This window comes from Pseudomonas sp. B21-023 (genome assembly GCF_024749165.1).
GTDB lineage: Bacteria > Pseudomonadota > Gammaproteobacteria > Pseudomonadales > Pseudomonadaceae > Aquipseudomonas.
The window spans coordinates 806,125-830,501 of the sequence record NZ_CP087190.1; the positions used below are offsets into that span (position 1 = coordinate 806,125).

Annotated in this window: 16 protein-coding genes, 1 other RNA gene and 2 pseudogenes; 5 read left to right on the plus strand and 14 right to left on the minus strand. The window is 58.6% G+C overall.

The window, feature by feature from the left end; all coding sequences use genetic code 11:
• Window positions 1-5 precede the first annotated feature (5 nt).
• Window positions 6-1,271 carry a PAS domain-containing sensor histidine kinase gene (locus tag LOY42_RS03665; protein ID WP_256659230.1) on the plus strand — a complete coding sequence of 422 codons (1,266 nt, stop codon included), beginning with the start codon at window positions 6-8 and terminating at the stop codon, window positions 1,269-1,271.
• Between the two features lie 510 nt (window positions 1,272-1,781).
• Here LOY42_RS03665 and LOY42_RS03670 read toward each other — a convergent pair.
• Window positions 1,782-2,657 (minus strand): YafY family protein, encoded by an 876-nt coding sequence (locus LOY42_RS03670; RefSeq protein ID WP_098467398.1) that lies wholly within the window; start codon window positions 2,655-2,657, stop codon window positions 1,782-1,784.
• Window positions 2,658-2,909: 252 nt separating this feature from the next.
• Here LOY42_RS03670 and LOY42_RS03675 point away from each other — a divergent pair, with 252 nt between their 5' ends.
• From LOY42_RS03675 to LOY42_RS03690, 4 genes are read left to right on the plus strand one after another with little or no spacing between them, the layout of a single operon-like run.
• Entirely contained in the window at window positions 2,910-3,707 is a 798-nt protein-coding gene (locus tag LOY42_RS03675; protein WP_204919585.1) for a hypothetical protein, read from the plus strand.
• A gap of 16 nt (window positions 3,708-3,723) precedes the next feature.
• Window positions 3,724-6,681: a hypothetical protein gene (locus tag LOY42_RS03680; protein WP_258599805.1), complete on the plus strand. Its 2,958-nt coding sequence runs from the start codon at window positions 3,724-3,726 to the stop codon at window positions 6,679-6,681.
• Window positions 6,682-6,689: 8 nt separating this feature from the next.
• A complete protein-coding gene (locus LOY42_RS03685; protein WP_258599806.1) occupies window positions 6,690-8,111 on the plus strand; it encodes a hypothetical protein in 1,422 nt (473 codons plus the stop codon).
• A complete protein-coding gene (locus tag LOY42_RS03690; protein WP_258599807.1) occupies window positions 8,104-8,688 on the plus strand; it encodes a condensin complex protein MksE in 585 nt (194 codons plus the stop codon). Before LOY42_RS03685 ends, LOY42_RS03690 begins: the two co-directional genes overlap by 8 nt.
• A 206-nt stretch (window positions 8,689-8,894) precedes the next feature.
• On the opposite strand, the gene LOY42_RS03695 is transcribed toward LOY42_RS03690, so the two are convergent.
• The 13 genes and pseudogenes from LOY42_RS03695 to LOY42_RS03755 all read right to left on the minus strand — a co-directional run bounded on the left by LOY42_RS03695 (window position 8,895) and on the right by LOY42_RS03755 (window position 24,313).
• Window positions 8,895-10,763, minus strand: coding sequence for a DUF2075 domain-containing protein (locus LOY42_RS03695; protein ID WP_258599808.1), 1,869 nt, complete (start codon window positions 10,761-10,763; stop codon window positions 8,895-8,897).
• A gap of 24 nt (window positions 10,764-10,787) precedes the next feature.
• Window positions 10,788-10,964, minus strand: a pseudogene (locus LOY42_RS03700) (MazG-like family protein); the annotation flags it as partial.
• 56 nt (window positions 10,965-11,020) lie between these two features.
• Window positions 11,021-12,217 carry an IS256 family transposase gene (locus LOY42_RS03705; RefSeq protein WP_258599809.1) on the minus strand — a complete coding sequence of 399 codons (1,197 nt, stop codon included), beginning with the start codon at window positions 12,215-12,217 and terminating at the stop codon, window positions 11,021-11,023.
• A 129-nt stretch (window positions 12,218-12,346) separates the two neighbouring features.
• Window positions 12,347-12,553, minus strand: a pseudogene (locus tag LOY42_RS03710) (integrase); the annotation flags it as partial.
• A 948-nt stretch (window positions 12,554-13,501) separates the two neighbouring features.
• Window positions 13,502-14,758 carry an integrase domain-containing protein gene (locus LOY42_RS03715; RefSeq protein WP_258599810.1) on the minus strand — a complete coding sequence of 419 codons (1,257 nt, stop codon included), beginning with the start codon at window positions 14,756-14,758 and terminating at the stop codon, window positions 13,502-13,504.
• 187 nt (window positions 14,759-14,945) lie between these two features.
• Window positions 14,946-15,346, minus strand: a transfer-messenger RNA (tmRNA) gene (gene ssrA, locus LOY42_RS03720).
• Between the two features lie 105 nt (window positions 15,347-15,451).
• Window positions 15,452-15,745, minus strand: coding sequence for a hypothetical protein (locus LOY42_RS03725; protein ID WP_139668406.1), 294 nt, complete (start codon window positions 15,743-15,745; stop codon window positions 15,452-15,454).
• A gap of 212 nt (window positions 15,746-15,957) precedes the next feature.
• Window positions 15,958-17,313: an acetyl-CoA carboxylase biotin carboxylase subunit gene (gene accC / locus LOY42_RS03730; protein ID WP_258599811.1), complete on the minus strand. Its 1,356-nt coding sequence runs from the start codon at window positions 17,311-17,313 to the stop codon at window positions 15,958-15,960.
• A 17-nt stretch (window positions 17,314-17,330) separates the two neighbouring features.
• Window positions 17,331-17,795, minus strand: coding sequence for an acetyl-CoA carboxylase biotin carboxyl carrier protein (gene accB / locus LOY42_RS03735; RefSeq protein ID WP_139668408.1), 465 nt, complete (start codon window positions 17,793-17,795; stop codon window positions 17,331-17,333).
• 100 nt (window positions 17,796-17,895) lie between these two features.
• Entirely contained in the window at window positions 17,896-18,348 is a 453-nt protein-coding gene (aroQ, locus tag LOY42_RS03740; RefSeq protein WP_011535870.1) for a type II 3-dehydroquinate dehydratase, read from the minus strand.
• Between the two features lie 177 nt (window positions 18,349-18,525).
• Entirely contained in the window at window positions 18,526-20,283 is a 1,758-nt protein-coding gene (locus LOY42_RS03745) for a protein-disulfide reductase DsbD (protein ID WP_139668410.1), read from the minus strand.
• A gap of 167 nt (window positions 20,284-20,450) precedes the next feature.
• Window positions 20,451-22,412 carry a methyl-accepting chemotaxis protein gene (locus LOY42_RS03750; RefSeq protein ID WP_258599813.1) on the minus strand — a complete coding sequence of 654 codons (1,962 nt, stop codon included), beginning with the start codon at window positions 22,410-22,412 and terminating at the stop codon, window positions 20,451-20,453.
• 284 nt (window positions 22,413-22,696) lie between these two features.
• Window positions 22,697-24,313, minus strand: a complete 1,617-nt coding sequence (locus tag LOY42_RS03755; RefSeq protein WP_102684475.1) for a diguanylate cyclase — start codon at window positions 24,311-24,313, stop codon at window positions 22,697-22,699.
• Window positions 24,314-24,377: the final 64 nt, after the last annotated feature.

Here is a 24,377-nt window from a genome sequence, read left to right on the forward strand (position 1 = left end):
CTACCTTGAACGCGCTTTTAAAACATACCGCTACATCGGCGTGCGCCTGCACGAACGTTGCGTCGCATATACGTCAGGACACTTCCGATTACGGGTTGCTGTTGACATCCAAGAACGGGCAGATAGCGAGCGCGAATGCGGCATTCTGCCGCATGCTGGGCTACACGCACGAAACCTTGGTTCGCATGTGTCTTCAGCAACTTCTCACAACAGAAGCCAAGGCCCTTCACCAACTGTATTGGCAGCCATTGATGGGGAAATTGGGGGCGGTGGCGAACGTCAAGTTTGATTTCGTGCACTGTCAGGGCTTCACCCTGCCGCTGATATCCAATGCTATTACCTGCGCACGTTCGAATGGCATCGTTCACGAGCTGACCATGTTTAACCCTAACGGGCAGAGTTACGAGCGTGACCTGCTGAGCGCGCGCCTATTGGCTGAACGCTGTTTGGCGAACAATCTCAAGACGCAGCGTGCATTGCTGTCTCGCAGCCATGCCTGCGTAATGCAGTCACCTGAGCGCACACAGTCCCTGCTGGCTGAACAAATGCTGGGTGTCGTCAGTCATGACCTGCGTACGCCACTTCTGGCAATCAGAATGGCGGCCGATTTGTTGACACGACGCTCGCCTACGGCCGAAAGCCAAAAGTTGCTCACAGCGATCAACCACTCCGTATCACGCGCGCAGCGGCTTGTGGGAGACTTGCTGGATTTCACCCTCATCCAGGCCGGGCGCGGTATCACCATACAGCCCAGGGTTGCTGACCTGCCGCGCACCGTGGAGGGGTGTCTGGAAGAGTTGCGGCTAACATTCCCAGGCCGTCAACTGACTTATCAGCATACCGGCGAGCGCAGTGTAATGGTCGATACCGACCGCCTGTACCAGGTGATCAGTAATCTAGTAGCCAACGCAGTTGCCTATGGCGATCCGAGCACGCCGGTTTATGTGACATCCTGCATCGAGGAAGCGACAGCCACCCTGACAGTGCACAACAGCGGTGCACCGATTTCACTTGAACTGCTAAAGCATATGTTTGAGCCGTTAGTTCGTGGAGAGCAGCGAGTTGCGGGTGCTACCAGCATAGGGCTGGGGCTCTTTATCGTGACCCAGATAGCAAAGGCCCATGCGGGATGCGTGTCGGTTGTGTCCACACAGCAGGCAGGCACCACCTTCATGATGAGATTTTCGCAAAAGAATGCTGGCACAGGCTCGACGATGACTTCTCTGCCACTGCCAGGTTCATCTTGGGGAGACTACCAATTGCGGCACTGACAACGTTGCAAGACTTTCATTGAGCGGGCCGTGGGACAGTCCAAGGAGGGGTCGGTAGTGCCACGTTTTTCGCTCAAATGGGTGCCCAGTTGGGGCGGTGCGATGCAGGGCTGTCGGATTGATCTATTTGTGAACAATGCAACTGGACTGCCAGTATGCCCTCCAGCGAGCTGTCATTAAGCTGGCATTTCACAACCAAAACAGGCCTTCCGGACACAAAAAAGGCACTTGCGAGGAACGCTAAGTGCCTGATTTGTAATGAGTATTTGGTGGAGCCGGGGTGATCTGAAACAAGTCGGTATCTAGTTGTTTTTGCTGGTAAAAAAATTTTGGTTAACATGCTTGGAATACCAGTTGGAACGCTGCGTGGACTGGATTCCGATGGACGGTGCCTTTTCAGCTCCGCCCCCTAAAACGAATCGGAGCCGAATCTATCAAGCAGATGGTCGCGCTGTTGATTGTTGCCCTTGGGCTAGAGAATCGGCGGCGTGACCACATATTTATCTCTGCTCAGTGGTACAGCCAAGGCTGCAGTTCATCCAGGTTGGCGACGACAATCTGCTGCGCTGTCGCCTTGGCATGCACTTTAGTTGGGTCGATCTGATAGCGCTGCAGCACGTATTGTACTAGTGAGCCACGGGTTTCGATTGGCAGTCGGCCATCCCGCATGCCGTAGTCGGCCTCGATGATGGCGCGTTGTTCCGGTTTCAGACGCGAGTCGGGTTCGATGATCACCTGCAGCAAGGTGGTCCAGCCCGGATCACTCTCGCGGCCGTGGTCTGTAGGATCATCCATCAGATCCGGTATGCCGCGGAATCGGCTCAGAACGAAGTCGCGATAATCCCGATTTTTCTCGCAATAGGCCCGCACGTGCCAGCGCATTCCGGTGTAAACCAAGGTGTGCGGGGCGATCAGGCGAGTTTCGCCACCGGGGCTGGTGAAGGACACATACTCGCACTCCAGGCGCAGACCATCCCGGCAGGCTTTTAGCAGCGGACGCAGCACTTCCGGCCGTACCGAGCGATCCGGCACTGCCAATACCTCTGTATGTGCATAAGCAAGTGCCAGACCCTCGATGTGTGGGGCGCGCTCATGGTTCTGGTTGAGAAGGTGCAGATAGGCACTGGCGCTGTCGTCGATGAACAGCGGTTGGAAGCGGCGGCTTGGGACGTACCCCTTCAAATGCTTGTCATATTCAAGGTTCTTCGGCGCGTGTTCGTTGATGTAGGTGTTGATGTCCTTCGACGCTTGTTGACGGCTGATGCCGAAGCTCTGCATCAGGTGATTGGTGGTCAGGCGGCCCTCCCACCAGACCACTGTCTCGATCAGACGATAGCGCAGTGCTAGATCCCAACGTATAGACTCGATCGACTGCTTGCGTTTCATGGTCCCTCCATCTGTTCGAAAACTTTACCTGTACAGGTAAACACTCTAGATGAGTCGCTAAAGACTACATATCGTGATTGCCGAACTCAATCAAAGGCTTGCATAGTGCGGAGTGGCCGCTTGATCGCAGCAGCACGGGCGCTTGATCAGAATGGAACGGGAGGCCTAGCGGATGCATCCTCACGAAGGAGGGCGCTTTTCATTGAGCCCGGCCGTAGTTTCTTGAATGTTTACAGCTCTACAAGGAAGTCCATGTCATCTGTCATTTATCGCTACCTTGACAAGATTCAATCTAGGCAGCCCATCAATTTTGATGCACTGATTGCCAAGCTTTTGGCTGCTGGCGTGGCACGTGCAGATATCAGTCGAATATTCCTTTCCAAGAAGCTTAAAAAAAATAGTTATCACGTCGAAGTGCTTATTTCGGCTGCATTCGATGAGCTCCTGATGAGGTTCAGGCCTTCTGATGTTGGGGGGCGAGTCGGTGCTGCTATAGACGGAAACAGTCATCGAATTGGTGTCTCCGAGTCGCTACTGATGTTTCGCTCTTTTCAATACCGGCACCCGGCTGTGGCGGTGACTGAGGCTGGGTCTTGGGTGCTGCCGCGCGTGTTGGGTAAGGTGGGGGTCATTGTCGAGAATCTGGAGAACTTCCTTCGAGTCGATGAAACGCTGCCATTCATTGCTGAAATTTTGGCTGTTACTGCTAGTGATATTGAGTTGATTTCCGGTTCGGGCAACCAGGTGACTAATAGACTGAATGCAAAAATGTTAGGTCAGTTCGATAGGCTGTATTGCTTGTTTGATGTGGACATTGGGGGGCTACGGATGTTCGCTTCCTTGACAATCTTGCTGCACGACAAGCCCCCCGTATTCCTTGTGCCGCCTGACGTGAGAGAGCGCCTGGCTCAGTCAAAGTACGCGTTGACTGATCAGCAGCGCCAAGAGGTAATTAAGTATCAGGGTTTATCACCGGAAACAGATCAATTGATCCAGTTTATGCGTGAGACTAGCAAAGTGCTTGAGCAAGAAACCTATTTGGGTCAGTAGTATTTGGGGAGCAGTCATGAGCATTGAATCTATGTTTCACGAAACCTTTAAAATGAAGCAGATCGTTTTGATAAATAGCGGGGCATACTGCTATACAAAGGTTCGTATCGACCAACACACGGCCTTGCTCGGCGATAATAATAAGGGTAAGACTTCAATGCTCAATGCTTTGAAGTTCTTTCTTTTGCCCGAAGAAAATCTTCACGATTGCGAGAGAAAATTTGGATTCAAAAGCACAAAAGGCTATTACGGTCGAGATGCGACTTTTGGATTTTATTTTCCCGAGCGAAACTCCTTCATGGTCCTTGAAGCGGAAAACCCGCACGGTCCGTTTTGTATCATCCTTAACGTGGGAACCAAGCAATACAGCTATGAGCGTACTGCTGTGCCAGTGCAATATTCGGAAATCGAGCACCTGTTCTGGAATCATGAATCTAGCCTCAATGGAGGGATGGGTGCACCAATTGAAGAGTTGTCGAGATCACAGATTGAACTGCCCCTGAAAAGGCTAGGCGCTGTTGTGATCAAGGATGTAGCTAATATCAAGGAGCGAATTTACAAGCACCAGCCGACACGCCCTGATGCCGGGCGCTTTTGCCTGCTGCCGCTCAAGAGTGGAGGTGGGCAGGCTCGCGAGATTGATGCCTGGAAGCGCCTGATCCATCTGGCCTTTGACATTGCAGCCAAAGACAAACGTACTCTGCCGGACACCATCGCCACGATTATTGAAGGCAGAAAGGATCGTACTGAGGCTGAGCTGAACGTTAACCTCATCGAAATTCTGTCGCGTTATGAAACCCTGAGCTCGGTAAAAAATCGGCTCCAGATGATTCGTAACGGACAGCCGTACTGGGACCGTTTCAATCAAGGCTTCGCAGATTTTTATGCTCAAAGTTCGGATCTGATGAACTTATTGTGTGACGTTGAGCAGAGCATCAACGAGCAGGGCTCTGCTTACCTCGACGTTCGCATGCAGTGCTCTGCGGACTACAGTGCGGTCAAAGAAGGTGCTGACCACCAGCGTGAGCAGGCGATTAGCAAAAATACCCAGCTCAAGGAGCTGAAAGGCGCAATCGGCGAGATTGGGAAGAACTACGACCGGATCAAGAAGGACTCCATCGACCTCTCAACGGCAATGCATGGCTACGCGTCTATGACCCCGGAAGAGATTGCTGCCGCACTGGCGGCGCAGGTCGAGGAGGATCGAGCCGACATCAAGGCTCTAAAGGACGATGGCGAATTTCGCCGTGAGTTCGAGCAGTTAACGCGCGAGATCAACAAAGGCAGCCAGAAGGTCAAAGACCTTGAAATCCTTATTGAAGGTGCGAGGCCATCACTCCTGGATCTGGATCAGATCCCCAGCCGCACAGCGGACATCCTCTACTCGCTGAACCAGGAGGTCTTCACCGGCGAGTGTCCGCCATTGCTCGAGGGCAATATTGAGACAATCAGCGATTTCACCGCACTGTTTAATGAGCTGGATGGCTCGCTCATGTTTCTCAGCAGTCCGACTCCAGTCCCGGTCAAACACTACGATGCTGGCAAGCTGCTACAGAGCCGTAAGGACGAATTGGCATCTGTTGGAAAGCGCCTTACACAGCAAAAGCGCCGCGCCAATGATCTTGCCAATAAGACGAAAATGTCAGTCGAGCAGATCGAAGCCACTATTGCTGCTAAGCAGGCTCAGATCGAGAAGGATGAACGCAACATTGCTCTTCTGAAACGCCATGAGTTCATTGAGCAGGAGTTCGTGCGGCTTGGGCAGGAGCACGGCGAGGCCACCGAGCAGTACGCAATTCTTGAGGCTCGTTGTCTTGAGCTCAACCAGCAGCTCGACGAGGCCAACCGTCTGGTTGAGCAGGCCAGGACGGCATTAGAGGCCGCCAAGGAGCGTGAACAATCCATGCTCCGCTGGGGTAGGACAGTCAACGACATCCTGCATTCCCGTCTGGAGTACTTGAATACTGGTTACCAGCGTGCAGAGCGGCAGGAGATCGTGGTAACTCAGAATTTGATGGATACCATCGAAAGTCGCAGCCAAGCCACCACCCGTAGTTTTAACCAGATCAGGTTGCTGGTATCCGATCTTTTGGATGTGGTGGCTCTTGACGATGATGTCGAGCATGCCCATCGCAGCACCATCAGCCTGGAAACGCTAACCAATTTGCATGAGAAGTACCGGGTTCTTTACGGTCGTCTCGATATGGAGGAGAGCAACCATTTCAACCAAGTGGTCCAGCATAACGACGACACGATGATCCAGATTCAGTCGATCAGGCACGCGCGCACGCTGATCAGCACCTTTATCAAGGAGATCGAGAATCACCTGTCGTCAATCAAGGTATCCAACCTCACGGCTGTGGCTATCGACTGCAAGCTCCATCCCCAGTTCGATGAGTTACTGAAGACCGTAGATTCGGTGAATCTGACCGGTGGTGAGCTACCACCACAAGTCCTCTACGACCGTCTGGGGAGTTTCTGCACTCAGTTCGTCGAGTCCGATCAGCGTCGCGATGCCACCCTGAACATGGCTCGCCTGATTGTCAGCGTCGATTACCGCGTCAAGCTTCACGGCAGTGACGAGTACACTGTAGAAGCGCAATCAACCGGCACTTCAGTGATGATTAACTGCCGCCTGCTGGCTTTCCTGCTCAAAGAGTTGCTGCAAGCCGACACCAAGGTCAGCTTGCCGCTGTTCATCGATGAGCTATCCAATCTTGATGATAAGAATCTGCGCTCTGCCCGCGACATTGCCGACGCGGATGGCTTCTGTGTGTTCGGGGCCACTCCTGGCCTGACCTCCGGTATCAGCAAAGTGCTGGGCAACTACATGAATCTCGACTACTTCAACGCAACTGACCAGTCCTACAGCCCGAACCGGACGATTCTTTATACCGGAGTAAGTGAGTCATTGATCGCCCTGGAGTGTCTTGAGGCTGTCGAGCCGGATCTTGCTGCCGAAATGGAAGAGTAGAGGATCTGATGGTCGTCAAAACAGACGTTGCACTGATCAACATGATCCAGAACAAGGGGGTTTTCCTTGATCTGATTGACCACATGGATAAAGTTGGTGAAGGCGAGGAAGTACGCATTGTCATGTACCAGCAGAAGTTACGCGCCCTGCTGGACTCCTTAGCACCGTTACCTAATACGCGGGTTTTGCGTGAGGTGCCGGCCGAGCGGCGCAAACTAGAAAGTGCTCTTTGTGTTGAAAACCTTGAGCGTGTTGGGCTTGTCATTCAGGTAGACAGCGCTCGTGGCGTGATGGTTTTTGCCCCCTTCGTGATCGAGATGTTCCGTCACTTCGACGGAGCGCGTCTGCGTCATTTAAACAGTGCTGATTATGAGTTGATCCGAGCCTCGTTCAATCGACTATACGAAGTGTTTGTCACTCTGCCCTCCCTGAGCAGTGAAGATATCGGTTTTCAGGAGCAGGTGAGCGTGCTGCGCAAGGAGATACGCGCTGCAACCGCCAAGATGAAGGAGTGTGTGGATGCGCTACAGGGCCGGCTCCAACGACTCGGTGAGATCGTCGATCGGATGCGCTATGACGTAATAGATGAGGTGGCTAAGGCTCAGGAAGCCTTGGGGGAGATCAACAACATCTATCTACGCAACATCCTGCCTGCTTTGCAGTTTCTGGGGGAGCACACTGACCTGAAGGGGACTAAGCCTGCTCTTACAGCACTGACCTGCATCGGCGATCAACTGGCTCACTATGGTCACGACAAGCTGGCCAGCTCGGTTTATTACTCCGTCGAGTCGATTCGCTCATACCGGCATGACATTTCGATCATCAGCGGTTCGTTGATGCGCTATGTCCAGCAGAGTGAGGCGCACCGTCGTGCCTATGACAAGATCGAACAGGCTTGGAATCGTCTCTATGGCAGCGTGCGTGAGCTGCATGATGGGAGTTTGAAGGACAATATTTTGCCCAGCACGAACCCTGTCTTCGCCCATCTGAACACTTACTCCGGGCTGAAAATGCGAGTGTTCGAAGCAAAAGTTGAGTGGCCAGACGCTAATCAACGCTTGGCGCTGGCAGAGCATCTGCGCGCAATGCTGCCCAACGTCAAGATCAGCACCGGGAAGATTCACCAGCTCAGCGGGCAGGCCAACGAGTCGGGCGAGCTCAAGCGTCGGCGCGATGCTCGCTTGTTGGCCATCGGTAATCTGGTCGAGGAGTGGGAGCCACGGCTTACCGATGACGCCCATGTCGCCATGCATGAACACCTGAAAGGCCGACTTAAAGGGTACGAGTTGACTGATCTTTTAATGTCGGTGGGCTGGCTGCGCAAGCGAGAAGGAATTCGCCTCATCCCGCACTACCATATCGGCAAACTCGCAACTGACAGCGAGAGCCTGAGGTACTACAAGCTACAAGTGGAGACTGAACATGTTTGACCACGAACCTTCGCTGCCGATTGCACAGGCCAAAGTGATTAATCGAAAGCTGTCTGTAGAGCTGTATGGTCAGCTCATGTACGGAAAGATGATCAACCGCACCGTCTTTATTGATGGTGGCTTGAAATCAAACCCGCACTTCGAGGAGGTACTGAATAATTTCGATCACTACCGCAGTCTCTACGATCTGATTGGTTACGAGCTGGTCATGCGTGATGGCTTTGCCTACATCCGCACCAGTGATGGCACTGATGTCAGAGATGATCTAGCACGCAACATCCAAGGTCTGCTACTGGTGCTGTTTCGGGGAGTATTGGAGTTGGGGTTTACAATGGATGTGTTGCTGAAAAACTCGGCGGGCCTGTCAAACATCCATATCGAGGAAATCGGCAAGGCGGAGGATAAGGTTGAGGTTCTGATAGCGTGTGGGATGAAAAGCGGTGTGTTGATGGAGCACATTAAGAAGCTCGAAACACGCGCCGTTGCATACCGTAACGGGAAGGGGAATTTAGTCTTATCTGAATCAGGCGCTGCTTTTTTTGATGATCTCCTCGGTGAAGGCGATCTCGACGTTTAGGGGGAGCTGACCCTAGAGAGGTACGTATGACAGGGAAATTGAGGGTAACTCAATCCTTGGGAATATGGCCATGCCTACATTGCTGACGCATCAGTGGGTGCCGACCTGACTTACTTAAGGCGAGTTGGGTGGACGCTTACGATTGTCGCCCCTGTACGTACGATGTCCCCACTCGCATGAACAGGGGCTTCTAGCAAACGCTAGCGTCAACGATTGCTTTGTTGGCTAAGCCGGCTCTCGAAGTATTGCGCAGTCTCTTTGTCGGTACAATACAGGTAGCAACCCTTCATCCCGCGTGTCATCAGGGTTCGGTATGTATTTTTGATGATCAGGTCTGTTTCATTTTTCGTGAGGGCAGGTTGCTCTTTCATCATTTTTTTCCAGCCGCGAATCGATTTATCTTGCTTGTCGCGCTCATCCGGGGATGTCACTACCTGACCGTCACGTACGACCAGATCTGGTCCGATAATCACCCCGATGTAGTCGACTTCCAAACCTTGGCAGGTATGAATGCAGCCAACCTGCTCGATGGAGTTTTCAGCGATGATCCATAGGCTGCCATCCTGATCCAGGTTCCATTGGCGTTTGTAGTCACCAATCACGATATCAGCAGCGGTGGGGTCTTTCTTGCTCAACCAAGGCCAGCAATAGCCCGCGACCACACGAGCTTTGTTTCCGTGGTTTTTCTCGTTGATTGCGTCATGCATCGCCTGAGGTGAGTCGAACACCTTAAACTCGTACTCTTGGGTCTCAAGCGTCGGATTTGCCGTCGAGCGAATGCCTAGCGTGTCATCCAGCCATGCCAGGTAACCGTCAGAACCACTGCAGCGAAACTGCGAAGACAGCACGTGTTCTTCAACCACAGCACCCTTGGCGTTCGCAAAGGCGCGAATCGCCTGCTTGCTGCCGATATCGCTCAAGGTTACACGCTGGTCCTCATCAATAAAGAAAATGGAGCATTTCGCTGAGTCAATCAGCTCCTTGATTTGGTTCTCTCCAAGGTTTCCATAAAGCCCGCTTTTCTCATTCAACCGGTGAGCTTCGTCCACGATAAGCGCATCGAATGTGTTGGGCTCAGTGTCGATGAATGCCCCAGAGCCTGAAAAGAAATTCGAGAAATGGCTGCGCTTGATGGTCCCAACCAGTTTGCTTTCGTAGACCTTGCGAGGGGCGGCATTCTTGGAGACGTATTTGCTCATCAGCTTCAATTCGGTGAGCTTCACCAGCAGATTGATAGCCAGAACAGTTTTTCCGGTGCCCGGTCCACCTTCGATGATCATCACCTTGGGTGCTTGGTTCGAGGCCTCGCTTGCCGCCGCCAGCGCCGACTCAAAAATTGCTTTCTGATCGTCAATTAATACGAACTCGGGTTTGCCTTTCATCAACCCTCCAAGGGCTTCGGCTAGCGCCTTGGACGGGCGAATTTTTCCTTCGGACAGCTCGTAAAGAACCTCTTTGTTGTCGCCATGATTTATGTGCTTTTTCAGAAAGGTTCTGAGTTTACTGAGCTCTTCCGGGCCTTTCAGAAACAGCGGAGCCTTGCTGATGTGGGGCTCATAGTGGGCTGAATCTATGACCCCGTCGCTGACGTAGTTATGGAGGTAGGCACAGGGACGGATTTCGATGCTTTTGTCATACACCGCCTCGTTGAAGCCTTCCAACAGTGCTGCATATGACCACACCTGATAGGACGGGTGGATGGTCTCAATGAGGCCGCCACCCAATGCCGTTTTGACGATGGCATCCTTGGTTGTGGCGTTGGCCTTACTCCATTGTTTCAGCTCGATCAGTACGGCCTTTTTTGCCTGGTTTTCGTCGCGACCGGTGAGTAGGAAGTCGATTCGCTTTGACGACTGCGGAATGTGCAATTCAATGGCCAGGCCTGCGTCGCTCGGCAGGCCCTCGTCTCTAAGGACCTTGGCCATGTACGTTAGGGATCCTTGCCAAGACCTGATTTCCGATGTGCCAACGTTCTTGCCGGTAGCTTCCTTGTAATGCCTGAGGATCACCTCCTCAATGTCATCGTTATCGTTGTCTTTAAGAAATTGCTGTTTGGTCGCAGCGTAAACGATCACGGGTTGTCCTTAGATGCGTGTTGGTCAGAGTCGGTCGTACTTTTTGCTGTTGCTTCTGGCTTTATCCACGGGGTACTTCTGGCCATTGGAGGCGAGTTTCCGTGTCACCGCTTCGTTGAGGTCAATGCCGAGTACACTGCTCAGGCGAACCAAGTACATCAGTACGTCCGCCAGTTCATCCTTGACGGCTTGGCCGATTTGATTGTGTCCCAGGAAGTGGTGTAACTCATCATGGCTCTGGCCACTGAGTTTGCCGTTTAGTTGATCACGGCCGACAGCTTGGCCTGTGGATTATCGCTGACCGCTTCGAAGGCCTCCAACTGCATGTAGCGTCTTTGCAGGCACCACTCGTCGTTCTGCTCCAGCAGCATCGCGCCTACCAGCCGTGTGATGGCCGGATCGTTGGGAAAAATCCCCACGACATCGGTGCGGCGTTTGATTTCAGCGTTAAGCCGTTCAAGCGGGTTGGTGCTGTGTAACTGCTGTCGGTGCGCTTTTGGAAACGCCATGTGAGCCAGCACTTCATCCTCGCAGCCGTCCATGAGTGTCGCGATCTTGGGGTATTTTTCGCGCAGTTGATCAGCGACCAAACGCCATTGCTGATGGCATTCGGCACGGCTGTCCTGGGCGAAGACCGTGCGCAGCAGCGCCGCTACCATGGTGCGCTGGCCCTTGCCGACATGGGCCATGGCGTTGCGCATGAAGTGCACGCGACAGCGCTGCCAGGTCGCATTGAAGACCTTGGACACAGCTGCTTTCAGGCCTTCGTGGGCGTCGGAGATGACCAGCTTCACGCCCCGTAAGCCACGTCGCATGAGGCTGCGCAGGAAGTCTGTCCAGAACGGCTCGGCCTCCGATGGCCCAACCCACATGCCCAGGACTTCGCGGCCACCGTCAGTGTTCACGGCCACGGCGATTATTACGGCGACCGAGACGATGCGCCCGGCCTCCCGCACCTTGACGTAGGTGGCATCGATCCAGAGGTAGGGCCAGTCACCTTCAAGTGGCCGATCAAGAAACGCATGAACGCGTTCATCAATCTCGCCTGCCAGCCGTGACACCTGGCTTTTGGAAATGCCGGTCATGCCCATGGCCTTCACCAGCTCATCTACTGAACGCGTTGAAACGCCTTGAATGTAGGCCTCCTGAATGACCGCCGCCATGGCCTTCTCGGCGGTGCGTCGAGGTTCGAGGAAGCCCGGAAAGTAGCTGCCTTGGCGCAACTTGGGGATCTTCAGGTCGACGTCGCCGGCACGGGTTTGCCACAGGCGGTCACGGTAGCCATTGCGGCTGTTTGTCCGGTCTGGGCTTTTGACATCGAAGCCGGCACCGCACAGGCCTTCGACATCGAACTCCATCATGCGCTGGGCAACGAACTGGATCATTTGCTTGAGCAGATCAGCATCTGCCCCTTTCTCAACCAACTCGGTCAATGCGATAGTGGGCTTGGTCATCGTGGTTTCTCTGGTGAAGGTTAAGTCCGCAAACTCAACGTTAGCCAAGAACCACGATGACCATCCTCTTTCGCCCGCAGGGCGCCTTCGGCTGGTTCAGTTACACCACTTCCCGGGACACGATCACACTTTCCGATCAATTTGCCGAGCATCATTGATGCCGGGCCCCTGTTCAGAGCGGCACCATTTCACGAATGCCTGCCACCGATCACAGTGCGCCTTGACCGTGCCGTAGTGGCCGCCACCGAACATGTCCTTAAGCGCCTGCGGCCCTGCGTAGCTCAATTGCCTGCCATAACCGAAATTGCGACCATCGCGTCTGCCTACCAATGCCATGTCGGTCACCTCATCTGCCGTTCTCCGATCCTCGCCCCACGTCATCCCGCCAAGAATGCTGAGTGTTATCAGGGATCAAGGCCCCTGCGACCTGTGGGGATGTCCTCTAACGCGGGACTGGCGGCTCCTTACGTCCGGGAGCAAGGGCATCTCATGATCTGGCCTCCTGAACACCGTTACCAGTGGGCGGGTGGAGGCTGCATTGGCTGACGAGACCAGTGCCGCGAGATCCTGAGCCGGGAGAACGCAGCGGTGCGATGACCGGGGCATGCCTGACTGTCAGTCAGGTGCAGTCCATTCCTTGGTCTGCGGCACCATCATCTACATCGCTGTTGCTGGTGACATCGGCGTTTGTCACGCCAATTGTCACGAGTGGAGTTGCCGCAAAGCCAAGTGCGATGAGGGCTGCAGCAGTGTCAGAAGCGCCCGTCTCTTTCCAGGAGAAAGAGACGGGCGCAGGTTGGCGCAAGATTCGGCCAAGCGGATAGGTTGCTGCAGAGCTGCGAAGTAGAAAGTGCTGTCTGGCGCACGAGGGCCATCATCTGAAGTAGGCATCCATCACCGTGGAGGTGACCGGGCGAGCTGCCGGATGCGAATCGCCCTTGGGGAGAACCACCGGGGGAGCGGCGTGACCTTCAAGGTTCGGGTCACCTGGGGTGCTGTCATCGACAGCCTTTGCACGGCCAGTTCTACGCCTGTGGAAAAACCCGGTCAAGGGCCGAAATTCAGCGCTCTTGGGGGCGTGAAAAGCGGTTATCCACCGTTGGAATTCCATGGTAAATCCTGGACAACGTCGTGGCTTTTAGCTTTTCAAAATAAGGTCCATCCAAACAGGGCGGCTTTGCAGCCCTGTTTGGATGGACCCGCGCTGAGAAGCGGATAAGCGAGGCTGCTTGCCCCGAGTCACGAACGTTCAGCTGTTACCGCAATTCTTGCGCCTGCACAGTGCTAACGAATCGGCACCACATTTTTGTCTCTGACTTGGCCGTATGCAGAGGCGAGCAGGCTGCCGGTGGCGGCTTTCTGGATGTACTCACTCCACCAAGCCATCATCGGCCGCCGTCGCTCAATGTAGTCGGCTCGGTTGTAGGCGCTCCGAACCTCATCCTTGTCGACATGCGCCAGTGCGACCTCAATGAGTTCCGGGTCCCACCCATGTTCATTCAAGATGGTGCTGGCCATCGAACGCATGCCGTGGCTGACCAATCGATCTTGGAAGCCCATACGTTTCAACGCCATGTTGGCAGTCTGGCTATTCGCGTGGGTGCGTGGATTTCTGTCTGCCGGGAAGACGTATTCGCGATGGCCGCTGTGGGTCTTCAGAGACTCCAACAGTGCTACAGCGTGATCGCTCAACGGAATGCTGTGTGGGCGGCGCTTTTTCATCCGCTCTGGTGGGATAGTCCACACACGTCTTTCAAAGTCGATGTCTGCCCAGCGAGTGGTCGCTGCTTCTGCCGGGCGCGTCATGGTGTGCAACTGCCATTCGATCAGGCAGCGCGTGGTCCGTTTGATGCTGGCGTTCGCGATCTCCAGCATGAGCTCGGGGAGCTCTTCGGGTGGAAGCGCAGCCATGTTCTCTTTTTTGGGCTTCTTGAAGACTGCCCTGATGCCGCTGAGCGGGTTGGCGAAGATCAGGCCGGAGTTTACGCCGTAGGTCATGATCTCGTTTAGTCGCTGGCTGAGACGCTTGACCGTCTCCAGGCTGCCTTTCGCTTCGATTGGGCGAAGCAATGCGATCACCATCGGAGCGGTGATCTTCGTCAGTGGCGTCGTCTTCAAATCGGGGAACACATGGAGCGTGAGCGATCGCCAAATGTCCTCGGCGTAGGCCGGGGTGACCGAGTCTTTCTTGAGTTCAAACCAGGCGGTGGCCACGTTCTCGAAGGTGTGTTCGGTTTCCGCGCGTTTGGCTTCATTCAACGTATTGCGCTGCACCTTCGGATCGATGCCCTGTGCGAGCAGCTCGCGTGCATCGACTGCCATCTTTCGTGCGTTGGCCAGTGACAGCTCGGGGTAGGTCCCGAAGCCGATGTTGATGCGCTTCTTGGTCACGGGTTCGCGGTAGTTGAAATTCCACAGCAACGAGCCGTTGCTGCGTACTCGGAGCTGCAAACCGTCACCGTCCGTGAGGACGTAATCCTTGGACGCGGGTTTGACTCCCTTGAGCTGTCGATCTGAGAGGCGGAGAGTTTGAGCAGGCATGAGATTGTCCTCAGGCACTGATTCGGTATTCCAAAGATTAGCACCGGGTGAGCTGGAATACCGTCTGGAATACCAGAACGGCTGGAACTCAAAAAATCTCAAAAGACCGCAGAAGCGCTGGAGGCCGCGTATTTACTGGATCGCAGGCACAAAAAAAGACGTCCGTGGACGTCTTTTTTTGATCATTTGGTGGAGCCGGGGGGATTTGAACCCCCGTCCGCCAGTACTCCGCTGTCGGTACTACATGCTTAGCCGTGTCTACTGATTTAATCCGCAGCCGCCCGACGGGCAGGGTGCTTTGGATGAGTTGGGTAAGTTTTAGTCGCTTCGCCCCCAACGTGCTGCACGACGATCCTGTTCTGTATGACAATCATTTCGGGTTTACAGGCATCCCCTGATGATTGCTGGAGCCGAAGCTACCAGAAGCAATGGGTCAGATTAAGCCGCGAGAGCGACTTCACCGTTCTCCACGCCGAAGGTATTGTCATTGGCAACTATAGAAAGTTGCAACAGTGGATTTACGAGTTCTGTTACCAACTCGGCATGCACCTAGAGTTTCGCTACCGGCGTCGAATCCTAATCGGCCCCACACTCAGCTCTAGCTGAACGTGCCTTTCAGCACGCAAGGCCGAGTATACGCGCTTACGCGGGCGACGTCGACAGAAGGTTCGGTCGCCCGCGTGAGCGCAGGGCCTAGGTGCCGCTGCCACCGGCCGAGCCGCTGCCTTTCTCGGTCTTTTCCAGGCGCTCGAGCACCTTGCTGGTGATGGCGATGCATTCCTTGGTATCGCCTTTCGCCTGGGCGGCCTTGGCCTGGTCCACGTGCTCGGTGATGGCCTTGTCCAGGCCTTCGGAGGTGGCGCCGGCGGTGGCCATGCTGTCGTCGATCTTCTGCAGATTCATGGTGCACAGGTCGTCGGCGGCGAATACAGGCGAGGCCAGCAGGGTGGCGGCCGCGAACAGGGCGGATAGCGCAGTACCTTTCATGGGAGTCTCCTCGTGAGGCCTCGGGAAGGTGGGCCTGATCGGTGGACTGCGTGGCTTTGGGCGGGGTTCCATTGGGTTTGCCGCCCTGGTATCGAGGGGCAAGCCCGCTCCCACGTGTACGGATCACCCACGCCTTGCGCTCCCGGGGTTTTGGCATGCGCAAATAAAAAACCCCGGCACGGGGCCGGGGCTCTTTCATCACGCTAACGCGATCACTCCTGGTTGGCCAGTTTGTGCTCGAGGTAGTGGATGTTGACGCCGCCTTTGCAGAAACCTTCATCACGCACCAGGTCGCGGTGCAGCGGGATGTTGGTCTTGATGCCGTCGACGACGATCTCGTCCAGGGCGTTGCGCATGCGCGCCATGGCTTCGTCGCGGTCCTTGCCGTAGGTGATCAGCTTGCCGATCAACGAATCGTAGTTCGGCGGAACCGAGTAGCCGCTGTACAGGTGCGAATCGACGCGCACGCCGTTGCCGCCCGGGGCGTGGAAGTGCTTCACCTTGCCTGGGCTCGGGATGAACTTCTTCGGGTCTTCGGCGTTGATCCGGCACTCCAGCGAGTGGCCGCGAATCACCACGTCTTCCTGGCGGAACGACAGCTTGTTGCCAGCGGCGATGCTGAGCATCTCCTTGACGATGTCGATACCGGTGACCATTTCCGAAACCGGGTGCTCCACCTGAACACGGGTGTTCATCTCGATGAAGTAGAAACGGCCGTTCTCGTACAGGAACTCGAAGGTACCGGCACCGCGGTAGCCGATCTCGATGCACGCGTCGACGCAACGCTTGAAGACTTCCTGGCGGGCCTTCTCGTCGATGCACGGGGCTGGCGCTTCTTCCAGCACCTTCTGGTGACGGCGCTGCAGCGAGCAGTCACGGTCGCCCAGGTGCACGGCGTTGCCCTGGCCGTCGGACAGGACCTGCACTTCCACGTGGCGTGGGTTGGTCAGGAACTTCTCCAGGTAGACCATCGGGTTGCCGAACGCGGCACCGGCTTCGGTGCGGGTCAGCTTGGCCGATTCGATCAGGTCTTCTTCCTTGTGCACAACGCGCATGCCGCGACCACCACCGCCACCGGCGGCCTTGATGATCACCGGGTAACCCACCTCGCGGGCGATCGCCAGCGCGGTTTCCGGGTCTTCCGGCAGCGGGCCGTCGGAGCCCGGCACGGTCGGCACGCCCGACTTGATCATTGCGTCCTTGGCCGACACCTTGTCGCCCATCAGGCGGATGGTGTCGGCTTTCGGGCCGATGAAGATGTAGCCGGAGTTTTCCACCTGCTCGGCGAAATCGGCGTTTTCCGCGAGGAAGCCGTAGCCCGGGTGGATGGCGGTGGCACCTGTCACTTCGGCGGCGGCGATGATCGCCGGGATGTGCAGGTAGGATTCCTTGGACGATGCAGGGCCGATGCAGACCGATTCGTCTGCCAGGCCCAGGTGCATCAGTTCACGGTCAGCCGTGGAGTGCACGGCGACGGTCTTGATGCCCAGCTCTTTGCAGGCACGCAGGATCCGCAGGGCAATTTCCCCGCGGTTGGCGATCAGAACTTTTTCGAGCTTCCCAGACATCGTTGGCTCTCCGCGAATCAAACGATGGTGAACAGCGGCTGGTCGAACTCAACCGGCTGGCCGTCTTCTACCAGGATGGCGTCGATCACACCGCCGATATCGGATTCGATGTGGTTCATCATCTTCATGGCTTCGACGATGCACAGGGTGTCGCCCTTCTTCACGGCCTGGCCGACTTCTGCGTAGTTCGGCGAAGTTGGCGAAGGCTTGCGGTAGAAGGTGCCGACCATCGGCGAACGCACCACGGTGCCTTTCAGGGCAGGTGCGGCGACAGCGGCTTCAGCGGCCGGGGCGGCAGCGGCGGCAACCGGGGCGGCGGCAGGTGCGGCGGCCATTGGCGCGGGTGCGTAGAACTGCTGGGCGGCCGGGGTCTTGCTGTGACGGCTGATGCGAACGGACTCTTCGCCTTCCTTGATCTCCAGTTCGTCGATGCCGGACTCTTCCAGCAGTTCGATCAGCTTTTTGACTTTACGGATATCCATTAATCAGCAACTCCCAAGGTTCGGTCGGGGACGTATTTTAAAACGTGTCGAAAACGTTTCTTCATGAGCCTCGGCCCGAAAGGGCCAAGGCCTTGTGTCATCAGGGCTGTGCGTTGGCAGCCAGGTGTTCCAGCGCGGACTCCAGGGCCAACCGGTAACCGGTGGCTCCGAGGCCGCAGATCACCCCTACGGCAACATCCGAAAAGTAGGAGTGGTGACGGAACGGCTCGCGTTTGTGCACGTTGGAAAGGTGCACTTCGATGAATGGGATGCTCACCGCGAGCAATGCGTCACGTAATGCGACGCTGGTGTGGGTGAAAGCGGCCGGATTGATCAGGATGAAGTCCACGCCTTCGTTGCGCGCGGCATGGATGCGGTCGATCAATTCGTACTCGGCATTGCTCTGCAGGTATTGCAGATGGTGGCCGGCGGCGCGGGCGCGCTGCTCCAGGTCCTGATTGATCTGGGCCAGGGTGGCGGCGCCGTAGTGCCCCGGTTCGCGGGTCCCGAGCAGGTTCAGGTTGGGGCCGTGCAGCACCAGTAGGGTTGCCATCTGCGATTCCTTGGTTTTGTAGGGCAATTCGACATAGCGCGGCGACTATGCCGCAACAGGCGCTGAGTGTCCAGTTCCCGGCAATAGCCAGCACGATGTCCGAGATTCACGCAAAGTATGTGACCGGATGATTAACTTTGGTCACTCGCCTGCGGATTTTTCAGAGGCTGCGGGAAGTTATAGACCGAGTTGGCCGCGCACGCGCGCCACAACCTGGGCAAAATCGCCGGCGTTTATCTCGCCAATCACCCGATCGCTGGTCATTTCGCTGCCGTTCGCTGCAAAGAACATTAACGCGGGCGGGCCGAACAGGCGGTAGCGGTCGAGCAGGGCGCGCTGTTCGGCATTGCTTTCGGTGATGTCGAAGCGCAGCAGGCGGAAGGCGCCGAGTTGCGCCTCGACCTGCGGCGCGTTGAGCACCTCGTGCTCGATCACCTTGCAGCTGATGCACCAGTCGGCGTACCAGTCGAGCAACACTGGCTGGCCGGCGGCCTTGGCTTCGGCCAGGGCGGCGTCGAGGGCGGCGGGGCGGGTGATGGTCTGCCAGGCGTCGGCCTTGGTCGCTGCGGGGCTGCCGGCCACGGTGGGTGGCGGCAGCGGGCGCAGTGGGTCGCCCTGGCCGCTAAGGGCGCCATACCAGCAGGCCAGCGCATAGACCAACAGCGCCAGGCCAAGCAGTTGCGCCAGGCGCTGGCGTGGGGTCTTGACCACGAATTCCAGGGTGCCGAGGAACAACGCCACCCCGGCGGCCAACAGGCCGATCAGCAGCAGGGTGACGGGCCCCGGCAGCACGCGGCTGAGAAGGCCGATGGCCAGGCCCAGCAGCAGCACGCCGATGGCGTTCTTCACCGTGTTCATCCACGGCCCGCTCTTGGGCAGCCAAGCGGCGCCACCGGTGGCGACCAGCAACAGCGGCGCGCCCATGCCCAGGCCCAGGGCAAACAGTTTCAGGGCGCCGCCCAGCGCGTCGCCGCTGGCGCTGATGTACAGCAGCGCGCCGGCCAGCGGCGCCGACACGCACGGTGAGACCAGCAGGCTGGACAGCACGCCGAGCACCGCGGCGCCCAGCAGCGAGCCACCCTTGGTGCGGTGGGCGAGGCTGTCCAGGCGGCTGCTCAGCGCCTGCGGCAGCTTGAGGTCGAAAAGGCCGAACATGGCCAGGGCGAACAGCACGAAGAATGCGGCGAACGGCACCAGCACCCAGGCCGACTGCAGGCGCGCCTGCAGGTTCAGGCCGGCGCCGAACAGGCCCATCAGGGCGCCGAGCACGGCGAAGCTCGCCGCCATCGGCAGCACGTAGGCCAGCGACAGCGACAGCCCGCGCAGGCCGCCGACCTGGCCGCGCAGCACCACTCCGGAGAGGATCGGCAGCATCGGCAGCACGCACGGGGTGAAGGTCAGGCCGACACCGGCAAGGAAGAACAGCAGCAGCGACTTCCAGGTCCAGCCCTGCTCGCCGCTTGCCGGCGGCGGCGCGCCTTGGCCATCGATGCTCAACCGCTCGGTTTCCGGCGGATAGCACAGGCCCTTGTCGGCGCAGCCCTGGTAACCCACCAGCAGGGTGAAGGCGCGCGCGTCGTTGCGCGGCAGTTCGATGTCGAGCACGCCGTGGTACACCTCGACGTCGCCGAAGAACTCGTCGTGCTTGGCCTCGCCCTGGGGGATGTTCGGCGCGCCGAGCTTGATGTCCGCAGGCTCGGTGCGGAACTGGAAGCGGTGGCGGTAGAGGTAGTAGCCGTCGGTGGCGACGAAGCGCAGCTTGACGGTCTGGGCGTCGGTCTCGATCAGGCTGAGCTTGAAGGCTTCGTGCACCGGCAGGAAGTCGGCGCTGTTGGACGCGGCGCCGAGGGTGGCGCTGGGGCGGTTGTCGAGCAGGCCGCTGGCGAACGCAGGGCTGGCCAGCAGCAGGAACAACAGGAAAAACAGGCGGCGCATGGCGGACTCGCGAGGTGGAACGTGGCGGCATGATAGCGGACTTGGCAGGGCTATGGGCCATCGTGGGGCAAGCCCGCTCCCACGCCAACCGGTCAGCGGGCGCAGAGTGGCAAGCATCACCAGCGTGGGAGCAGTAGTGCGGCGACCCGACTTGCCCCGCGATGGCTTCAGAGCCGGAACGCCCGCACCGCCGTGTTCAACTCACCGCCCAGCTTGAGCAACTGTTCGCCCTGCTCACGCCCTTCGCCAATACGCTGCAGGTTGTCCTCGCCTAGCTCGTGGATCCTCTCGCTGTGATCACGAATCTCGCTCACCGCCCCGGTCTGCTGCGCGGTCACATCGGCGATGCGTACCGCGGTGTCGGCAATGGTGCGAATGGCGCTGACGATCGCGTCCAGCGCGCCATCGGCTGACTGTGCCTGGTTGGCCGTGGCCTCGGCGTGCTCCAGCTGGGTGCGCATGCCGTCCACCGAATCGCGGGCGGCTTGCTGCAGGCGGTCGATCAGCGCCTGGATCTCGCCGGTGGCGCCAGTGGTGCGCTGCGCCAGCGAGCGCACTTCGTCGGCCACCACGGCGAAGCCACGGCCCATCTCGCCGGCCCGGGCCGCTTCGATGGCGGCGTTAAGCGCCAGCAGGTTGGTCTGCTCGGCAATCGCGCGGATCACCGTGAGCACGCCACCGATGGTCGCCGACTCTTCCGCCAGTTGCTCGATCATCCGGGCGTTGCCTTGCACCTCGTCGACTAGGGTGCGCAGGCCGGACAGGCTCTGGCCGATCACTGTCTGGCCCTGCTCCACGGCCCGGCCGGCGTCGCGGCTGGCCTCGGCGGCTGAGCTGGCATCGCCGGCCACCTGCTGGATGGTCGCCTCCAGCTCGCCCAGGGCGTCGCGGATCTGCGCCGTGTCGCCGGCCTGGCGTTCGGCGCCGTCGTGCAGGGCGCTGCTCATGCCGGCCAGGGCATGGCTGCTGCCGGCCACCTGTTCGGCGTTGTGACGGATAGTGCCGACCAGCTCCACCAGGTACTGGCGCAGGCGGTTCAGCGATTCCTGGATATCGTGCAGCTCGCGGTTGGTGCGGCCCAGGGTGATGGGCTGGGCGAAGTCGCCCTCGGCCCAGCGCGACAGCGCCGGCGCCAGGCTGGTGAGGGTGCGTGCCAGGCGACGCTGCAGGGTGTCGATGAGCAGGGCGATCAGCAGGATCAGGCCGATCATCAGGCCCTGGATCAGCCGTACCTCGCCAGCGATGGTGGCGTGCAGGCCGCGTACCTCGGGCTCGAGGCCGGCGATGGCCTGTTGCACCGCCTCCAGGCGCTCACCGGTGCTGGCGGCCAAGGTGGCGCGGCGCTCGATCTGCTCGCGGGTACGTTGCAGTTCGGCAGGGTAGCGGCTGAGCAGGCTGTGCAGCTCGCGTTTCAGGCCCACGGCGACGTCTTCCTGCTCGGCGCTGGCTTGCGACTCCAGGCCCATCATCGCGGCGAAGTCATCGGCATTGGATTCGGCGGCGCGGGTCACCCCCAGCAGCGGCAGGCCGTCGATGGCCTGGGCCTGGGCGGCGATCTGTTGCAGTTCGCGGTCCACTTCGTCGGCCAGCTCGGCGCGGCCGCTGCTGACCAGCTTGTCGCGGGCCAGGGACAGGCGGCCCAGGTGCAGCGAGGCTTCCAGCAGCGGTGTCAGGTAGCGGCCAGCATCGGCGCTGCCGCTGTCGCGGGCATAGCCGGCCAGTTGCTCGAGGTTCGCCCCCAGCTCCCGTTCGGCTTGCAGCAGCAAGGCCTGGGGATCGCCAGCCAGCTTGCCGGCGGCGAGCAGTTCGTTGGCGGTGAAGCCCTGCAGGCTGTCCAGGCTCGGGCGCAACTTGGCCGACAGGGGCTCTGGCCAGTCGGCCAGGGCGGCCTGCAGCTGTTTGTTGGCCTCCATGGCCGCCGCGTGGCGCAGGGCGTCGCCGCTGCCCAGGTAGGCCTGGATATTGCGCGCGGCATCGTTCTGGAACTGCTGGGACAGGCCCAGGTAGCGCTCCATCAATTGATAGGGACGTTCCAGGGCGCGTTGCGACCACCACAGGGTCGCGCCCAGGGCGATACACACGGTCACCAGCAACAGGGTGTTGAAATTGGTCAGCCACTTCAGGCGCATAGCCGCGAACTTCCTGCGGAGGGGGAGTGGAGAAGTCGGGCCTGAAGTTATTGCGATTTTGTGACGAGGTGATGACGACGGCGGGTTGGCGCCATAAAAAAGTGGCACAGTGCCGGTATTGGTGCCGGGTATGGGCAACTGCGTAGTTTTCCTGCGCCGACCTCTCGCCGGCAAGCCGGCTCCCACCCCGAGCGCGCCGCCCTCAGTCCAAGCGCCATCCCTGTGGGAGCTGGCTTGCCAGCGATGAGGCCATTACAAGCAACACAACGCGGATGGGGTGGGTGCTAAGGCTCGACCCGCACCACGCAGTTGCGCCCGGCGTGCTTGGCGCGGTACAGCGCCTCGTCCGCGGCGCTGGCCATGGTCAGCGCGTCGAGTTGCTCGTCCAGCTGCACCACCCCGGCGCTGAAGGTGCACTGCAGGTCGTGGGGCTGGGCCGGGTAATGGATCTCGGCAAAGCGTCGGCGGATTTCGTCGAGCACCTTGTGCGCCGCTTCCAGTCCGGTATTGGGCATGACGATGGCGAATTCCTCGCCACCGTAGCGGCCGATGAAGTCGGTCTTGCGCAACCGCTGCTTGAGGAACAGCGCCAGGCTCTTGATCACCCGGTCGCCCATGGGGTGGCCGTGGCGGTCGTTGATCTTCTTGAAGTGGTCGATGTCGAGCATGGCGAAGCTCAGGGGCTGCACTTCGCGGCGGGCGCGGAAGCTGCAGTCCTCGAGCAATTGCAGGATGTGGGTGTGGTTGTACAGCCCGGTGAGGCTGTCGCGCACCATCCGCGCCTTGAGGTGGCGGGCGCGGGCGGCGCGGTTGCGCACGGTGGTCACCAGGTGCCGCGAGCGGATCGGCTTGGTGAGGAAGTCGTCGCCGCCCTCGCTCATGGCGTCGAGCTGCTTGTCCAGGTCGTCCTCGGCCGACAGGTAGATGATCGGTACGCTGACGTAGCGGTCGTTGTGGCGGATCACCTTGGCCAGTTCCGGGCCGGTGCACGCGGGCATGTACATGTCGAGGATGATCAGGTCGGGCTGGAAGTCCGCCAGCTCGCTCATGGTGCGGATCGGCTCGGTGAGGGTGCGGGTGATGATCCCGGCGCTGTTGAGCAGGCGCTCGGTGTGCAGGGCCTGGGCGCGGGAGTCGTCGATCACCAGCACGCGGAACGGGTCGTACTGGGTGGCGCTGGTCAGCAGTTCGAGTTTTTCCAGCAGGCTGGAAGCATCCAGGGTGCCGGTGAGGAACTCCTGGCCGCCGGCGCGTACCGCGGCCAGGCGGGTCGGGGTGTCGGTTTCATGCAAGCAGAAGAACAGCAGCGGCACCGGCTGCTCCAGGCCTTGCTGGGCCTGGGCCGCCAGTTGCAGGCCGATGCCGGTGCCGGTGAAGTCGACGTCCATGACGATCGCCGATGGCAGGCGCTCGCTCATCGACGCCTGGAACGCCTCGGCGCTGCACAGCGCCTGCACGGTGAGGCCGAAGAACTCCAGTTGCTGGGCCAGGCGTTCGGCGCGGTCGTGGTCCTGCAGCACGATGTACACCGGTTTGCGCAGCGGCGGCAGGGGCACATTGTCGAGCTGGTCGCCCTTGCGCAGGCCGGTGCGCGACAGGCGCTGCATCAGGCGGTTGAGTTCGCTGATCAGTTCCGAGTTCAGGCGCGCGCTGTTGGCTTCGATGGCGCGCAGGGTCTGGCCGATGGCCGTTGACAGGCTGCCATGCTCGGGCTGCTCGAAGCGTTCGGCATAGCGCTGCAGGCGCAGGTTGGCCTCGCACAGCTCGCCCAGGTCGCCGCTGGACCACTCGCCACGCTGCAGGCGCTGCCAGATCTCGAGGATCTGCCGGGCCTGGTGGATCACCCGCTGGGCAAAATGCTGCTTGAGGCGTTCGTGGCTCGGCTCGGCTGGCTGGGTCATGTCCTGACTACTTATGAGTGGGAGGGTGCAGGTTCAATGATGGCTCTATGCTAGCACTGCTTTT

Excerpts from the sequence above, each read along its gene's own strand:
- LOY42_RS03670 (WP_098467398.1), bottom strand. The coding sequence starts at position 2,657 with ATGAAACGCAAGCAGTCGATCGAGTCTATACGTTGGGATCTAGCACTG.
- LOY42_RS03675 (WP_204919585.1), top strand. The coding sequence starts at position 2,910 with ATGTCATCTGTCATTTATCGCTACCTTGACAAGATTCAATCTAGGCAG.
- LOY42_RS03680 (WP_258599805.1), top strand. The coding sequence starts at position 3,724 with ATGAGCATTGAATCTATGTTTCACGAAACCTTTAAAATGAAGCAGATC.
- LOY42_RS03685 (WP_258599806.1), top strand. The coding sequence starts at position 6,690 with ATGGTCGTCAAAACAGACGTTGCACTGATCAACATGATCCAGAACAAG.
- LOY42_RS03690 (WP_258599807.1), top strand. The coding sequence starts at position 8,104 with ATGTTTGACCACGAACCTTCGCTGCCGATTGCACAGGCCAAAGTGATT.
- LOY42_RS03705 (WP_258599809.1), bottom strand. The coding sequence starts at position 12,217 with ATGACCAAGCCCACTATCGCATTGACCGAGTTGGTTGAGAAAGGGGCA.
- LOY42_RS03715 (WP_258599810.1), bottom strand. The coding sequence starts at position 14,758 with ATGCCTGCTCAAACTCTCCGCCTCTCAGATCGACAGCTCAAGGGAGTC.
- LOY42_RS03725 (WP_139668406.1), bottom strand. The coding sequence starts at position 15,745 with ATGAAAGGTACTGCGCTATCCGCCCTGTTCGCGGCCGCCACCCTGCTG.
- accC (WP_258599811.1), bottom strand. The coding sequence starts at position 17,313 with ATGTCTGGGAAGCTCGAAAAAGTTCTGATCGCCAACCGCGGGGAAATT.
- accB (WP_139668408.1), bottom strand. The coding sequence starts at position 17,795 with ATGGATATCCGTAAAGTCAAAAAGCTGATCGAACTGCTGGAAGAGTCC.
- aroQ (WP_011535870.1), bottom strand. The coding sequence starts at position 18,348 with ATGGCAACCCTACTGGTGCTGCACGGCCCCAACCTGAACCTGCTCGGG.
- LOY42_RS03745 (WP_139668410.1), bottom strand. The coding sequence starts at position 20,283 with ATGCGCCGCCTGTTTTTCCTGTTGTTCCTGCTGCTGGCCAGCCCTGCG.
- LOY42_RS03750 (WP_258599813.1), bottom strand. The coding sequence starts at position 22,412 with ATGCGCCTGAAGTGGCTGACCAATTTCAACACCCTGTTGCTGGTGACC.
- LOY42_RS03755 (WP_102684475.1), bottom strand. The coding sequence starts at position 24,313 with ATGACCCAGCCAGCCGAGCCGAGCCACGAACGCCTCAAGCAGCATTTT.